Annotated in this window: 12 protein-coding genes; 8 read left to right on the forward strand and 4 right to left on the reverse strand. The window is 37.8% G+C overall.

What is annotated here, in order from left to right; translation table 11 throughout:
- Nucleotides 1-43: 43 nt before the first annotated feature.
- Nucleotides 44-1,435, forward strand: a complete 1,392-nt coding sequence (hisS, locus tag E0E36_RS02720; RefSeq protein WP_013664597.1) for a histidine--tRNA ligase — start codon at nt 44-46, stop codon at nt 1,433-1,435.
- An 82-nt stretch (nt 1,436-1,517) separates the two neighbouring features.
- Here the strand turns inward: hisS and E0E36_RS02725 are convergent, their stop codons facing one another.
- Together E0E36_RS02725 and E0E36_RS02730 are read right to left on the reverse strand one after the other, a co-directional pair.
- A complete protein-coding gene (locus E0E36_RS02725; RefSeq protein ID WP_130854624.1) occupies nt 1,518-2,318 on the reverse strand; it encodes a phosphatidate cytidylyltransferase in 801 nt (266 codons plus the stop codon).
- Between the two features lie 17 nt (nt 2,319-2,335).
- Entirely contained in the window at nt 2,336-3,211 is an 876-nt protein-coding gene (locus tag E0E36_RS02730) for a CPBP family intramembrane glutamic endopeptidase (RefSeq protein ID WP_165446902.1), read from the reverse strand.
- A gap of 190 nt (nt 3,212-3,401) precedes the next feature.
- On the opposite strand from E0E36_RS02730, the gene dusB reads away from it, so the two are divergent.
- The 5 genes from dusB to E0E36_RS02755 all read left to right on the forward strand — a co-directional run bounded on the left by dusB (nt 3,402) and on the right by E0E36_RS02755 (nt 10,637).
- A complete protein-coding gene (dusB, locus tag E0E36_RS02735; protein ID WP_130854626.1) occupies nt 3,402-4,403 on the forward strand; it encodes a tRNA dihydrouridine synthase DusB in 1,002 nt (333 codons plus the stop codon).
- Between the two features lie 74 nt (nt 4,404-4,477).
- On the forward strand, nt 4,478-4,864 hold the full coding sequence (gene apaG / locus E0E36_RS02740; protein ID WP_013664593.1) for a Co2+/Mg2+ efflux protein ApaG: 387 nt from the start codon (nt 4,478-4,480) through the stop codon (nt 4,862-4,864).
- A gap of 237 nt (nt 4,865-5,101) precedes the next feature.
- A complete protein-coding gene (locus tag E0E36_RS02745) occupies nt 5,102-6,943 on the forward strand; it encodes an ABC-F family ATP-binding cassette domain-containing protein (RefSeq protein WP_130854627.1) in 1,842 nt (613 codons plus the stop codon).
- Between the two features lie 50 nt (nt 6,944-6,993).
- Complete coding sequence (gene mnmG, locus E0E36_RS02750; RefSeq protein WP_130854628.1) at nt 6,994-8,856, forward strand: tRNA uridine-5-carboxymethylaminomethyl(34) synthesis enzyme MnmG; 1,863 nt, start codon at nt 6,994-6,996, stop codon at nt 8,854-8,856.
- Nucleotides 8,857-8,930: 74 nt separating this feature from the next.
- A complete protein-coding gene (locus E0E36_RS02755; protein ID WP_130854629.1) occupies nt 8,931-10,637 on the forward strand; it encodes an Ig-like domain-containing domain in 1,707 nt (568 codons plus the stop codon).
- On the opposite strand, the gene E0E36_RS02760 is transcribed toward E0E36_RS02755, so the two are convergent.
- Both E0E36_RS02760 and nadB read right to left on the reverse strand, forming a co-directional pair.
- Nucleotides 10,615-11,130 carry a gamma carbonic anhydrase family protein gene (locus E0E36_RS02760; protein ID WP_013664589.1) on the reverse strand — a complete coding sequence of 172 codons (516 nt, stop codon included), beginning with the start codon at nt 11,128-11,130 and terminating at the stop codon, nt 10,615-10,617. The two genes, E0E36_RS02755 and E0E36_RS02760, sit on opposite strands and share 23 nt — an antisense overlap.
- 4 nt (nt 11,131-11,134) lie before the next feature.
- Nucleotides 11,135-12,721 (reverse strand): L-aspartate oxidase, encoded by a 1,587-nt coding sequence (nadB, locus tag E0E36_RS02765; protein ID WP_130854630.1) that lies wholly within the window; start codon nt 12,719-12,721, stop codon nt 11,135-11,137.
- Between the two features lie 483 nt (nt 12,722-13,204).
- Here nadB and nadA point away from each other — a divergent pair, with 483 nt between their 5' ends.
- Together nadA and thiL are read left to right on the forward strand one after the other, a co-directional pair.
- Nucleotides 13,205-14,200, forward strand: a complete 996-nt coding sequence (nadA, locus tag E0E36_RS02770) for a quinolinate synthase NadA (protein ID WP_130854631.1) — start codon at nt 13,205-13,207, stop codon at nt 14,198-14,200.
- Between the two features lie 29 nt (nt 14,201-14,229).
- Nucleotides 14,230-15,267 carry a thiamine-phosphate kinase gene (thiL, locus tag E0E36_RS02775; RefSeq protein WP_130854632.1) on the forward strand — a complete coding sequence of 346 codons (1,038 nt, stop codon included), beginning with the start codon at nt 14,230-14,232 and terminating at the stop codon, nt 15,265-15,267.
- Nucleotides 15,268-15,371 lie beyond the last annotated feature (104 nt).

Below are 15,371 nucleotides of genomic sequence, written 5' to 3' on the forward strand. Positions count from 1 at the left end.
TTTAAGCAATCTGAAAGAGTAAAATTTTATCTAAGTTTGTGCCATGGCACAAATTAAACCATCTTTAGCAAAAGGTACACGTGACTTTTCTCCACTTGAAATGGAGAGAAGGAATTATATTTTCAATACAATAAAAGACGTATTTAGGAAATATGGGTATCAGGAAATACAAACTCCTTCGTTTGAAAATTTGCAAACCTTAACCGGTAAATATGGAGAGGAAGGGGATAAGCTCATATTTAAAATACTCAATTCCGGTGATTTCATTTCAAAAATATCCGCCGAAAAATTTGCAACACTTCATTCAAATTCGATTACGCCCCTTATCGCTGAAAAAGCCTTACGCTACGATCTTACGGTCCCTTTCGCTAGATATGTAGTAATGCATCAAAATGAGATCACATTGCCTTTTAAGCGTTTCCAGATCCAGCCCGTTTGGCGGGCAGATCGCCCACAAAGAGGTCGATATAGAGAATTCTATCAATGTGATGCAGATGTGGTTGGCTCAGAAAGCTTGTTAAATGAAGCGGAATTTATCCTTGTATACCAGGAAGCGCTGTCATCCCTCGGTCTAAAAGACTTCGTCATTAAACTAAATAACCGAAAACTACTGGCCGGCATTGCGGATATTATAGGAAAGCCCGAACTACTTATCGATATGACCGTAGCTATCGATAAGTTGGATAAAATTGGATTGGTAGGTGTAAAACAAGAACTAGCGGCTAAAGGCTTTTCAACGGAAGAGCTTGCAATGTTAGATCCTATTATTACTTTATCAGGCAGCAATGTCGATAAATTAGCCACATTAAAGGAAGTATTGAAAAGTTCAGAAATGGGGCAAAAAGGAATCGAAGAAATTGAAATGGTCCTGGCTTATGCGCAAAAATTAGATGCCAATGCATTGCCCTATATAGAAGTTGATATTACCCTTGCCAGGGGATTAAACTATTATACCGGAAGCATCTTTGAAGTCAAAACCAACGAAGTTTCTATGGGAAGTATAGGCGGAGGCGGAAGGTATGATGACTTAACCGGAATGTTTGGTTTACCGGGTCTCACCGGTGTAGGAATATCTTTTGGAGCCGATCGTATTTATGATGTACTCTTGGAACTCGATCTATTTCCGGAGAGTACAACAAAAACAACGCAGGTGTTGGTAACAAACTTTGATCAGTCTACCGAAGATTATGCGTTGAGTCTACTCCAAACCTTAAGAAAAAACGGAATAGCAAGTGAGCTTTATCCAGTAGCTGCAAAACTTAAGAAGCAGCTAACTTATGCCGACCAGAAAAAGATTCCTTATGTTATATTCATAGGGGCAGAAGAGCTCTCCTCCGGTATGTTAACTATAAAAAAGATGATTACGGGCGAGCAAGAAAAAATGGCAGCTGATGATCTCTTCAGCTATCTTATAAACACCGCTGACCCAAACTAAAAAGTATCACATCTTGTTTCTGCCTGTCTTGAAGTCAGGCAGAAATATGATCGGCCCGATGGAGACTGCGAACACCTCGTGCTTAGGCAACCAGTTTCAAAAAACAATAGACTAAAGGCGCCGCCAACAGCAAGCCGTCAAATCGATCCAATAATCCACCATGTCCTGGCAACAATGATCCGGAATCTTTTACCTGAAAACTTCTCTTCAACATAGATTCCGTTAAATCTCCCCAGGTTCCGAATACAGAAATTATAACCGCTATCACACACCACTCCCAGCGAGCCAGATTGGCATAATAATGGTGTAAAATAAGACTTACACCAACACTTAAAGCTACACCTCCAATAAAGCCCTCCCATGTCTTCTTAGGCGAATGTCGTTCAAATAACTTCGTTTTACCAAATTTCATACCCACAAGGTATGCACCGGTATCATTTGCCCAAAGCATAAACAAGAACGACATAGGAAGATAGTATTCATAATGACCTCCCAGGAATCCGAGTCTGAAAAAAAACAGGAAAGGAATTACTGCATAGATAACACCTAAAAAAGTAAGTGCGATATTGTAAAAAGGCCGTTCGTTTTTTCGATATAACTCCCGCATGTAAATAAAGGCTAAAAGAGGAACAGAATACAATAATGCAGAAGGCGTTACAAAATTTAAATCCAGTAGTGCCACGATTATAAAAAGAACTATTCCCAATAAGGTACCGCCCAAACGATCAGGTTTTACACCCTCTTTATCTATTAATCTATAAAATTCGATTAAGCTAAGAATGGCTAAAACAATAAAGAATATACTAAATGCATAAGCCCCTGAAAGTACAGATGCCAGCATAACTAAAACGAAGAAAAAACCTGTTATTGCGCGCGTTTTCATGTGAGTAATAATGATTTTTAATTTATTTGCTTCGCTTTTCGTCTATAGAAATACAGAACGAAGATACCCGCAAATAAGCTGGCGATCGCCAAAGGCCACTGATTAAGTTCAAATGATAGTGAATCCAAAGGCTTGTTTGATTTAACAAGATAATAGGCAATAAGAATAGCTGATACATTATTAATAAAGTGCGCTGTTACCGGAAGCCAGATACTTCGTCCCCAAAAGTATAAATATCCACATAAAGCACCGATTAACATTCGGGGCAGAAATCCATAAAATTGAACGTGGATTGCGCTAAATATGGCTGCCGTTAGCCATATCGCCATATGCGGCTTCCCGATCCACTTAATAAAAATGTTCTGTAAGCATCCTCGGAATAAAAACTCCTCACCAACGGCTGCTAAAATTCCGATCATGAAGATGTTAATAATCAACCCGGTGAAAGATTTGCGGGATAAAAAGGCATTCGTCAAAGCCCCGGTTTCATCTTCTTTCGCGCGCATCCATTGTTCGATATTCTTCATAAAATCCGGAAGATGCATTTGCTCGTTCAATAAGATTGTTATTTCAAAAAAGGGTGAAAACACCACCATTAATAATAAAACCAATGCATAGAGCTTAACATTAGGCTTAAAGGATAAATCAAAATACGGTCGGTTGTTCTTTTCTATTCGATTAAGCAACAGGGATGGAACCACAAATGTTCCTATCGCTGAAAAAATCTGTGATATACTGATAAAGTTTAACTCATCCGCTGTTAATCCGGTAAAACCCTTGGCTCCTATTTGCAAAACATCACGCCCAAAAAGTAAAAAACCAATAAACACCCCCACTAAACTAAAAACGGTGGCAGAAAGCAATACCGTAATGAGTAAGTAAAGAAAAGACATACTTGGATGATTATCAGAACGATTATAAGGATAAGCACTCAATTTTTTATATTTTTGCAAACTTAGATAAATTGCCTTTTATATGCAATATAATCGCGTTGCATATAAAAGGAATTATCGGTCTCTCCTCTGCCTTTAAGAGCTTATTTTGTAGAGGAAATTATTTTAATGATTGAGTTGAATATAGATAATGTCTGTCAAGATAGGAAATAATATTGATTTAGGAGCCTTTCCGTTGCTGCTTGCTCCAATGGAAGATGTGAGTGATCCGCCCTTTAGGTATGTATGTAAACAGAATGGGGTAGATATGATGTATACCGAATTTATCTCTTCCGAAGGACTGATTAGACATGCGGCTAAAAGTAAGCAGAAGTTAGATATTTTCGAATATGAACGCCCCATCGGTATTCAAATTTTTGGCAGTGATATCAAAAGTATGGAAGAAGCTACTGAAATAGCCACTTTAGCCAAACCGGATCTCATTGACATTAATTATGGCTGCCCGGTTAAAAATGTAGCTTGTAGAGGGGCGGGGGCAAGTTTATTGCAAGACATTGATAAGATGGTAGCAATGACCAAAGCCGTAGTTAATGCAACGCATTTACCGGTAACCGTGAAAACAAGACTTGGATGGGACGATCATACCAAGAATATCTATGAGGTAGCGGAAAGACTACAAGATATTGGAATTCAAGCGCTTAGTATACACGGGAGGACACGATCACAAATGTACAAAGGAAATGCTGACTGGAGTTTGATCAAAAAGGTAAAAAAAAATCCGCGTATACATATCCCTATTTTCGGTAACGGGGACGTAGATAGCGTTGAAAAGGCCGCTGCTTGGCGTTTAGAATATGAAATTGACGGTATCATGATTGGCAGAGCTTCTATCGGTTATCCGTGGATATTTCGCGAAATCAAGCACTTTTTTGAAACAGGTACCTACCTTGACGGTCCTACCATCAAAGAACGAGTGGATGTGTGTAAGACTCATTTCGTAAAGTCAATAGAATGGAAGGGTGAGAAAACAGGTATATTCGAAATGAGAAGACATTACGCAAACTATTTCAAAGGTATTCCCAATTTCAAAGAATATAGAATGAAACTAGTAAGCCTAGATAAAGTACCGGAGATTAATGAAGTTTTAGATGAGATAGCATTTCAGTTCGCGGACGTCACGACTGATGTATAAATGAACAAAAATTGATAACGGAGTATTTCTATTTTAATTCTCCATTTCCTATATTGCCTCAAAATAAGAAAAGAATGGTTACTGAAATTACTGAAGGTGTTAAAGTTTCGGTAGAGGCAATATACCAACCGGAGTATTCAAATCCGGAAAACGAACATTTCATGTTTGCTTATAAAATCACCATAGAAAATATGAGCGACTACAATGTTCAATTATTAAGAAGACACTGGTTTATATTTGACTCAAATGGAACACATAGAGAAGTAGAAGGTGAAGGAGTAATTGGCCAGCAACCGCTCATTGCGCCTGGAGAACGGTATGAATATGTATCAGGATGCAACTTGAAGAGCGACATGGGCAGTATGCAGGGCAGCTATCAAATGTTGAGGGAAATAGACGGAGCGGTATTTGATGTAGTCATTCCTAAATTCCATTTAATTCCCGACCATAAGCTCAATTAATATATTCAATACCCCCTTCTATTGACAGATATTACTTAATTTTACAAAAATTTAGGTATTCTTTGATAGTTAGTCCCAATGCGTGTGGCTAGGCGCAATTTAGTATGATAAATAACTTCAAGAACTGTCAAGCTTGATAGTTATGGTAAAAGATGGTGGCCAACATAAAATTAGCATTTTAATACATAACTACTTGTAAAATAAATATTTACATATAACAAATAACAATATTATAATTTGAGTATATTATCAGTAGAGCGTATAAGCCATACCTTTGGTGATCGATGGCTATTTAAGGACCTCACTTTTGGTTTGCAGAAGGGGGATAGGGTGGCGCTTGTCGGCATTAACGGAACGGGCAAATCTACCTTGTTAAAAATCCTTAGCGGAAAGACGATCCCTATCGAAGGAAAAGTAGTAAAAACCAAAGATCTGAAAATAGGCTATCTCGAACAAGAACCTTCCTTTGAAAATCTGACACTAGTGTCAGATTTTATTTATAGCATAGACAACGATATCCAGCAATTCATAAAGGAGTATGATTTTCTTATACGAACAGAGCAAACGAGTAATCCCCGTCTACAGGAATTGGCAGATATACTTACCATTAAAGATGCCTGGAATTTTGAAAATAATATTAAGACGATTTTGAATAGAATGGGTATTGTTGATTTAGAACAACCAATCAACAAACTTTCAGGTGGACAAAGAAAAAGACTGTCTTTAGCCAAGTTATTAATAGACGAACCGGACGTATATATATTAGATGAACCAACCAACCATTTAGACATTGAAACAATTGAGTGGTTGGAAAATTTGCTAACGATCGGACAGAAAACTATTATATTCGTAACGCACGACCGCTATTTTCTAGACAATATCTGCACCGAAATAAAGGAGCTTAATGAAGGAAACCTTTATTCTTATAAAGGCAACTACGGGTATTTCTTAGAAAAAAAGGCAGAACGCGAAATATCCGACACGGCATCTCTAGAGAAAAATAAAAACTTATTAAGAAAGGAACTTGAATGGATGCGTCGCCAACCCAAGGCACGCGGTACCAAGTCAAAAGCAAGAATTGATGCATTCTACGATTTGGAGGAAAAAACAAAAAGTGATAAGAGAAAGGACAGCCTTCGTTTAGACATTAAATTAAGTAGACAAGGTAATAAAATATTAGAGCTGAATCATATTAATAAGTCATTCGGAAAGCATACCATAGTTGATAATTTTTCTTACATTTTCAAGAAAGGAGATCGGATCGGTTTAGCAGGAAAAAACGGTAGCGGTAAATCTACCTTTCTCAATTTAATTACCGGTCAAGAGTTACCTGACAGTGGTGAAATCATCACAGGGGAAACAACTGTTTTCGGTTATTATAAGCAGGGCGGATTAAATTTCACCGAAAAGCAACGAGTAATTGATGTTGTCAAAGAAGTAGCTGAATACATCACAACCGGAAAAGGGGAGACCATTACTGCATCTCAGCTCTTAACTCATTTTCTTTTTACTCCCGAAAAGCAATACAATTTAGTTGAAAAACTAAGTGGCGGCGAAAAGAAGCGGCTTCAATTAATGCGTGTTCTTATCAAGAATCCCAACTTTCTTATACTGGACGAACCAACCAACGATTTAGATATCGATACCCTAAATGTTTTAGAAAATTTTTTAGAAAATTATACGGGAGTCTTACTTCTTGTTTCACATGATCGCTTCCTTATTGATAAACTTACCGATCAATTATTCATTTTTCAGCAAGAACAGCCAATAAGAATCTATAATGGAAATTATTCGGATTTCAAACTAGAGGAAAACCCAGTAAAGAAAGAAACAAAAACATCAAACACTACTGAACCTAAAAAAGATAAGGTCAAGTTATCTTTTAAAGAGAAACGAGAATTTGAGATTTTAGAGCAGGAAATTGCACATATAGAATTTACAATTAAAGAAAAAACCGAACAATTGCTATCTACTACAGATCATCAACTTATTACGATACTTTCGAAAGAACTAGAAGTACTAAATAACGATCTAGAAGAAAAGAGTGTTCGCTGGATAGAATTAGGAGAATTAATATAAACGTTTCACGTGAAACATAATAAAATGTTTCACGTGAAACACGACGAGTTATGTTTTCAAAATATAATGTTATTGTTGTAGGTGCCGGCCATGCCGGATGCGAGGCGGCGGCAGCGGCTGCTAACTTAGGATCAAAAGTGCTACTCATTACTATGAATATGGGTACAATTGCTCAAATGAGTTGTAATCCTGCCATGGGAGGTGTTGCTAAAGGTCAAATAGTTCGCGAAATAGATGCGCTAGGTGGTTATTCCGGGATAATCGCTGATAAAACCACCATTCAATTTAGAATGTTGAATTTATCTAAAGGTCCGGCCATGTGGAGCCCGCGGTCGCAAAACGACCGAATGCGTTTTGCTGAAGAATGGCGACTCCAATTGGAATCATTATCAAACATAGACTTTTGGCAAGATACCGTTAAAGAAATTATTGTAGATCAAGGACGAGCAAAAGGTGTTATTACGTCACTGGGAATACGAATCGAAGCGGATGCAGTTGTATTAACGAATGGCACTTTTCTAAATGGTATTATTCATATCGGTGAAAAAAAATTTGGTGGAGGTAGAACGGGCGAGAAGGCCGCCACTGGACTAACCGAGCAACTCATCTCAATTGGCTTTGAGTCTGGTCGCATGAAAACGGGAACACCTCCTCGTGTAGATGGAAGAACGCTCGACTATACCAAAATGGAAGAGCAGTGGGGAGACGAGAAAAGAGGTCGCTTCTCTTATCAATCCATTGATTTACCTCAAGAGCAACGCTGCTGTTGGATCACCTATACGAATACCAATGTTCATGATACCTTAAAAGAAGGCTTTGAAAAATCACCGATGTTCACTGGCAGAATTAAAGGATTGGGCCCTCGGTATTGTCCTTCTATAGAAGACAAAATAAATCGCTTTGCAGAACGTGATAGACATCAAATTTTTGTTGAACCCGAGGGATGGAGAACCCACGAGATCTATGTTAACGGCTTTTCCACATCACTGCCTGAAGATGTACAATTCAAAGCTTTGAGGCAAATTCCAGGTTTTGAAAATGCCAAAATGTTTAGACCTGGGTATGCGATTGAATACGACTATTTTCCGCCAATGCAATTGGATTTAACACTTGAAACAAAAAAGGTAAAAAACCTATTTTTTGCAGGACAAATTAATGGCACCACCGGCTATGAAGAGGCAGCAAGTCAAGGCCTCATTGCCGGTATAAATGCGCATCAACGAATTAACGATCTACATGAACTTATACTTAAAAGATCAGAGTCTTATATAGGTGTTTTGATTGATGACTTAGTGACAAAAGGTACAGAAGAACCTTATCGTATGTTTACTTCTCGAGCAGAGCATCGATTACTTTTAAGACAGGACAATGCTGATATTCGACTAACACCATTGGCCCATCAACTTGGTTTAGCTTCGGAAGAGGCCTTAGATAAAGTGAAAACTAAAATTAGCAAGTCTGATGAGATAGTAGAGTACCTTCGCAAAACGTCTGTTGAAGCTTCTAAAATGAATCCAATATTGGAAAAATTATCTTCCAGTCCACTCACCCAAAATATAAAAATGTTCAATGTCCTTACTCGACCTCAGGTAAATATCTGGAATTTAGCTGAAGCAAATAGTAGCTTAAAGGACTTGCTCGCTGATTTTTCCGAGGAAATAATAGAACAGGCCGAAATAAAGGTAAAATACGATAGCTACTTCGATAAAGAAATTGAGATTGTAAATAAAATGAAGAAAATGGAGGATAAAGAAATTAATCCGCATTTTGATTATAATCAACTGATATCCCTTTCAAAAGAAGCTCGGGAAAAACTTATAAAGATAAAACCGAGAACGCTCGGTCAAGCCTCTCGAATTTCCGGCGTATCACCAGCTGACGTTAGTGTTCTTATGGTTCATATGTCAAATTAATATAAAATATTGAATATCAATACGTTATATAAAAATTAAATAAAGCGATAAGAGACATTATCTTTTAAAAAACGATGCTAATCTCCAAAAAGAAGAAAAACGTGTTAAAAGGCTTAAAAATAAGCTTAAATACAAATTACCTTATTTTACTCATTCTTTTCGTCACTTTATTATTCAATACGCATTGTGCAAGCATACAGCAACCGATGGGAGGGCCAAAGGATAGCATTCCTCCAAAAGTTTTAAAAGAAACGCCTATCAACCTCAGCAGAAATTTTAAATCCAAAGAAATCGTTATCGAGTTTGACGAATTTGTTAAACTTCAGAACGAACTGAAAGAAATCAGTGTAACGCCTGATATGGATAAAATTCCAATTTATAAAATAAAGAAGAAATCCTTAGTCATTACCTTACCTGATACCCTGGAAGAAAAAACAACATACACCATAAACTTTGGAAAAGCCCTCGGGGATTATAACGAGGGAAATCCTTTACTAAATTACAGCTATGTCTTTGCTACTGGCGATCAAATAGATTCACTTAATATATCAGGTAATGTCAGCAACGCACTTACTTTAGAAAAGGAAAAGGAGGTGACGGTTATGCTTATACCTACCCGGCAAGATTCAATATTCGGTAAGAGAAAAGCGAATATTTTTACGCTTACCGATTCAGCAGGCAATTTCAAGATTCACAATCTAAAAGAAGATACATATCGCATTTATGCTCTAAAAGAAAAAAATAATGATCGTATATTTAACGGAACAGACGAGGAAATTGGCTTTTTAACTGACTCCTTCTTATTGAACAAGGACACTAGTAATATTCGTTTAGCGATATCTAAACCTGTTCCAACAACTTTCAGACTGCTCGACCGTAAAATTGAAAAAAATGGTACGATAAATTTCATTTTTAATAGACCTATAACAAACCCCGATATTGAGGTCCTTAGCCCAAACTCCTTAGATCAGGATAAAATTGTAAATTATAGTTCTACACGGGATAGCGCTTCGATGTGGCTAAGTGAATTAACCTTCGATTCTTTAAAAGTACGTATTACCGAAAACAATCAGGTCTTAGATTCAACGACCATTCGCCGAAGCAAAAATGAAAAGTACGATCGGGATCTCATTATTACCGATAATATCAATAGCCAGAAGGTTAACAAAATAAAACACATCATATTAAACAGCACCGCTCCCATAAAGTCGTTTGACAAACAAAACATAATACTTACGGAAGATTCCGTTTCACGTACTAACTTCCAACTAGTAAAAGATACCAGCAGTAATAGATCGTACATTATACGGTACAATTGGCGCCCTAAACGAAACTATGAATTGGATCTAAAAGAGAATGCGTTTCAAGGCCATTTTGGTGAAAAATCAAAGGCTGTAAAGCGAAAGTTTACACTGGACGAAACGGAAAATTTTGGAGACGTTATTCTAAAATTAAATGTACCTGATACCATTGGAAATCAATACCTCGTTCAGATAACAAACGAAAAGAAGGAAAATATCTTTCTCTCAACTGCCATTCGGAAATCCGATCGCCTCGTCTTCAAGCAATTTCCGGGTGGGAAGTACTTAATTAGAATCGTTTATGATATAAATCGAAATAATAAATGGGACCCAGCTGATGTAGAAAAGCGTACACAGCCTGAAAAGGTTTGGTATCATAGTAAACCAATCACGGTTAGACCTAATTGGGAACAAGAGGAAGTCATCGATATACCGAGTGAAGATAAGTCGATGGAAGCTAATCCACCCCAAACCAACTAGCATATAGCACATAATTGTGTGGCAATTTATCTAACAAGGTCCTTTGTTCGGCTGTTAAGGGCTTAATCTTTTTTGCAGGTACACCAGCGTATAAAAAACCACTTTCACACACCATGTTTTCCAAAACAACCGCTCCCGCCGCTACAATTACATATTCCTCAATAACCGCCTTGTCCATCACAATTGCCCCCATTCCCACCAAACAATGATCCCTTAACGTACAGCCATGAACTATAGCATTATGTCCTACATTCACATAACTTCCTATATCCGTTCCATTCTTTAAATAAGTACCGTGAATCACCACACCATCCTGTATATTTGAATAATCGCCTATTCTAATATAATTTACATCCCCTCTTATAACCGCATTGAACCATACAGAACAATGATTCCCTATCGTTACATTACCAACTATGGTGGCGTTCTCTGCAATAAATGTATCAACGCCAATGCTTGGAGTCTTACTTAAAACAGCCTTTATTAATGCCATATACCTAAAAAACAGTGTCTATCAGCTCCTTTGAATGATTCGGATAGTCTGTAGTATAATGTAAACCTCTACTCTCTTTCCGAGCCATTGCCGATTTAATGACAATATACGAAACTTGGATGACATTTCTAAGCTCGCACAGTTTCACAGACAATTTCGTGTTCTTATAGAATTCTTCCGTTTCCTCATAAAGTAATTTGAGTCGCCGCATGGCACGTTCTAAGCGAAAATCCGAACGTACAATACCAACATAATCACTCATAATCTTCTGTGTTTCTCTTAAATTATGCGTAACCAAAATATCTTCGTTTGATAGCTGTGTATCCGTGTCATCCCAATCGGGTATATTAAGAGGTAAAGTGATCTTGTCAAAAACGCTTATTGCATGTTCAAATATCCGATGGGCATAAATCAAAGCTTCCAATAATGAATTGGAAGCTAATCTGTTAGCGCCGTGTAAACCGGTAGAAGAGCATTCGCCACAGGCGTAGAGATTATTAATAGAGGAAAGACCGAATTCATTTACCAAGATACCCCCGCAAAGATAATGAGCAGCGGGAGTCACGGGTATATAATCCCTCGTAAGGTCAATACCAATACTAAGGCATTTTGCATATATATTCGGAAAATGCTTCAAAAGCTCCACCTTATCGCGATGCGTAATATCCAAATAAACGTAATCGTCTCCCGATTTCTTCATTTCATTATCTATTGCTCGCGCAACGATATCCCTCGGCGCCAACGATCCACGATCGTCATACTCATACATAAACTCTTCTCCATTCTTCCTTCTTAAAACGGCACCAAATCCGCGCAACGCTTCTGAAATCAAAAATGATGGATACTCACCGGGGTTATACAACGAGGTAGGGTGGAACTGAATAAACTCCATATTTCTTACTTTTCCCTTAGCCCGATAAACCATTGCTATGCCGTCCCCTGTAGCAATCACCGGATTCGTAGTAGATGCATAAATATGCCCGGCTCCGCCGGAAGCCATTACAGTAATCTTACTTAAGATTTTTTCAACTTCATTTGTCAACGTATTTAATGCATAAATCCCATAACAGGTAATATCGTCACTGGTCTTATTAACAAATAAGCCGAGGTGATGTTGAGTAATGAGATCAACAGCAAAATAATGGGTTAATATGGTAATATTGGCAGACTGATGAACTTGCTCCAATAGAGCCCGCTCAATCTCAAAACCCGTAATATCTTTATAATGTAAAATACGATGTTCCGAATGTCCGCCCTCTCGCGCTAAATCATAACTACCTGTTGTTATTTCGTCAAAATGAGTTCCATATTGAATGATTTCCTTGATCCGCTCCGGACCTTCCTTAACAACGTTTTCCACAACCTTTTTATCACACAAACCATCACCAGCAACCAGAGTATCAGCGATATGCTTTTCAAAGCTGTCTGACTTATCCACAACGACGGCTACACCACCTTGTGCATACTTTGTATTCGATTCGTCCTCGTTCGATTTCGTAACTATCAGAACCTTACCATATTTTGCGGCCTTCAAGGCAAAACTCAGACCCGCAATACCCGAACCCACAACTAAGAAATCAACATTCGTCATATTGAAAAAATTATTTATTGATATCTTCCGTCAAAACGGTGGAAAAACATGTTAAATATGTGGATTTTTTTGTAAAAAGTCAGTGGAATAAAAAGAATAACTTGTTAAGAAGCCATCATATTCACATTTACCAGAACTTTTAGATTATTTATCCATCCGATGAACCGCTAGTTCCTAACCAAAATTCCGTCATAAAAAACTGACAAAAAAATATGGAAAGAAAAAACAGCAAAATAAATAGCGATTGTAAATCAATTCATTAACTTATCAATAATGTTAAAAACTTGTTGATAAAAATAGAACATCAAATAAAACAAGAAAAAAGATATCCCATTTTCTAACATTACTAACACACTAATAAACGATAAGAAGATTTTATATAAAAAGAATTATTGTTTTTATTGAACAGTGGAAAAGCCACAAAATCCGATTTCATTTTCTTTATGTACATTTGTATAAGTGAACTATGCTTAGGCTAAGAAAATGGAAAACTATACTGAACAACTGACTGCTAAAGGCTATATCGATGAAGCAATTGACCCTCGACTGGATTTAGTTCAAGAGATCAACAGGCTTAAAAAGGAAAAGAACGCAGTTATTTTAGCACATTATTATCAGGATGCTGAAATTCAAGATATCGCTGATTATATTGGGGATAGCTTGGGGCTTTCTCAAGAGGCTGCAAAAACAGATGCTGCTATAATCGTTTTCGCCGGTGTTCATTTTATGGCTGAAACAGCTAAAATTCTATCACCCACAAAGAAAGTGTTGCTACCGGATCTTAAGGCAGGCTGCAGCTTATCAGATAGTTGTCCACCCCATTTGTTTGCGAAGTTTAAAGAGCAATACCCCGATCACCTTGTCATTACCTATGTCAACTGCACAGCCGAGTTGAAAGCACTTAGCGATATTGTGTGTACATCATCCAATGCCGTACAAATCGTTGAAAGCCTGCCGAAAGATCAAAAGATTATTTTCGGACCTGACAAAAACTTAGGCGACTATGTAAAAAAGAAAACCGGCCGAGACCTTGTTCTTTGGAACGGTGCATGTATGGTACACGAAATATTTTCGCAAGAGAAAATTGATCGTTTACGATTGCAGTTTCCTGATGCGAAATTTATTGCACACCCCGAGTGTGAGGAACATATTTTAAGGCAGGCTGATTATATTGGATCGACCACCGGTTTATTAAACTATACCATAAAAGACCCAGCTAGTACCTACATTGTTGCGACCGAATCGGGTATTATTCATCAAATGCAGAAAGCTAATCCACAGAAGACCTTTATACCCGCTCCTCCTAATAATGCATGTGCATGCAACGATTGCCCGCATATGAAGCTGAACACCTTAGAAAAGCTTTATAACGCTATGAGGTTTGAATTACCGGAAATAGATTTGCCACTGGACGTGATAAACAGAGCAAGGAAGCCAATTGAGCGTATGTTGGATATATCTGCACAATTCGGACTCTAAATTAGAAATACATACTATATTAATTCTACATGTTTGATAACAAAGAGAATACCGGTTTAGATAAACTGGGCGAGTTTGGCCTCATTGACCTGATTAATAAATCAATTGAAATAAAGGAAGAATCAACCGTAAAAGGCATAGGAGACGACGCTGCGGTTATTCAGCATGGAGGAAAACAGACACTTATTTCAACCGATTTATTATTGGAAGGTGTACATTTTGACTTAAGATATGTTCCGCTTAAGCATTTGGGATATAAAGCGGTACAAGTAAACTTAAGTGATATTTTCGCGATGAATGGCATTGCCACTCAAATAACCTTTTCTATCGGCTTATCGAGCAAGTTTCCTTTAGAAGCAGTTGAGGAGTTATACGCAGGAGCTATTCTAGCATGTAAGAAGTACAATGTGGACTTGGTAGGAGGAGATACATCCGCTTCCAAGCAGGGATTAGTTATTAGCGTGACGAGTATAGGTTATGCTGATTCTTCCGCTGTAACCTATAGAAATGGGGCAGAGGAAGGTGATTTGATTTGTGTGTCCGGCGATTTGGGAGGGGCTTATGTCGGTCTTCAGTTATTAGAACGGGAGAAGCAAATATTTTTAGAGAATCCAAACATTCAGCCCGATCTGGAAGGAAAGGATTATATTGTAGAAAGGCAATTAAAGCCGGAAGCGCGACGTGATGTCGTTCAATTGCTTAAGGAACTTCAAATTAAGCCAACGTCGATGATTGACGTATCTGACGGATTAGCCTCCGAAGTTTTGCACCTATGTAAACAATCATCAAAAGGCTGCAGATTATACGAAGAAAAAATCCCTATTGATCAAATGACCTATGACACAGCGCGCGAGTTCGGATTGGATCCTACGGTCTGCGCACTTAGTGGAGGGGAGGATTACGAGCTGCTATTTACCATTAAGCAGAGCGATTATGAAAAGATAAAAGGTGATCTGGATATCAGCGTAATTGGGTATATAATGGAAGAGAACGCTGGATGTAATTTAATATCAAAAAGCGGAAATCTATACCCAATTACTGCGCAGGGATGGAACGCATTTAATTAGTTAACAGGTAGCGGTTAACCGGTAAATAAATTATAATCGGTAAACTGCAAATTCTTCACCGGTTAACTTGCTTCCTTACTCACTGAAGACTAGCCGGTTTCACG

Origin of the sequence: Olivibacter jilunii, from assembly GCF_900607235.1 — a bacterium.
In the GTDB taxonomy this organism is placed as follows: Bacteria; Bacteroidota; Bacteroidia; order Sphingobacteriales; family Sphingobacteriaceae; genus Olivibacter; species Olivibacter oleidegradans.

Excerpts from the sequence above, each read along its gene's own strand:
- hisS (WP_013664597.1), top strand. The coding sequence starts at position 44 with ATGGCACAAATTAAACCATCTTTAGCAAAAGGTACACGTGACTTTTCT.
- E0E36_RS02725 (WP_130854624.1), bottom strand. The coding sequence starts at position 2,318 with ATGAAAACGCGCGCAATAACAGGTTTTTTCTTCGTTTTAGTTATGCTG.
- E0E36_RS02730 (WP_165446902.1), bottom strand. The coding sequence starts at position 3,211 with ATGTCTTTTCTTTACTTACTCATTACGGTATTGCTTTCTGCCACCGTT.
- dusB (WP_130854626.1), top strand. The coding sequence starts at position 3,402 with ATGTCTGTCAAGATAGGAAATAATATTGATTTAGGAGCCTTTCCGTTG.
- apaG (WP_013664593.1), top strand. The coding sequence starts at position 4,478 with ATGGTTACTGAAATTACTGAAGGTGTTAAAGTTTCGGTAGAGGCAATA.
- mnmG (WP_130854628.1), top strand. The coding sequence starts at position 6,994 with ATGTTTTCAAAATATAATGTTATTGTTGTAGGTGCCGGCCATGCCGGA.
- E0E36_RS02755 (WP_130854629.1), top strand. The coding sequence starts at position 8,931 with ATGCTAATCTCCAAAAAGAAGAAAAACGTGTTAAAAGGCTTAAAAATA.
- E0E36_RS02760 (WP_013664589.1), bottom strand. The coding sequence starts at position 11,130 with ATGGCATTAATAAAGGCTGTTTTAAGTAAGACTCCAAGCATTGGCGTT.
- nadB (WP_130854630.1), bottom strand. The coding sequence starts at position 12,721 with ATGACGAATGTTGATTTCTTAGTTGTGGGTTCGGGTATTGCGGGTCTG.
- nadA (WP_130854631.1), top strand. The coding sequence starts at position 13,205 with ATGGAAAACTATACTGAACAACTGACTGCTAAAGGCTATATCGATGAA.
- thiL (WP_130854632.1), top strand. The coding sequence starts at position 14,230 with ATGTTTGATAACAAAGAGAATACCGGTTTAGATAAACTGGGCGAGTTT.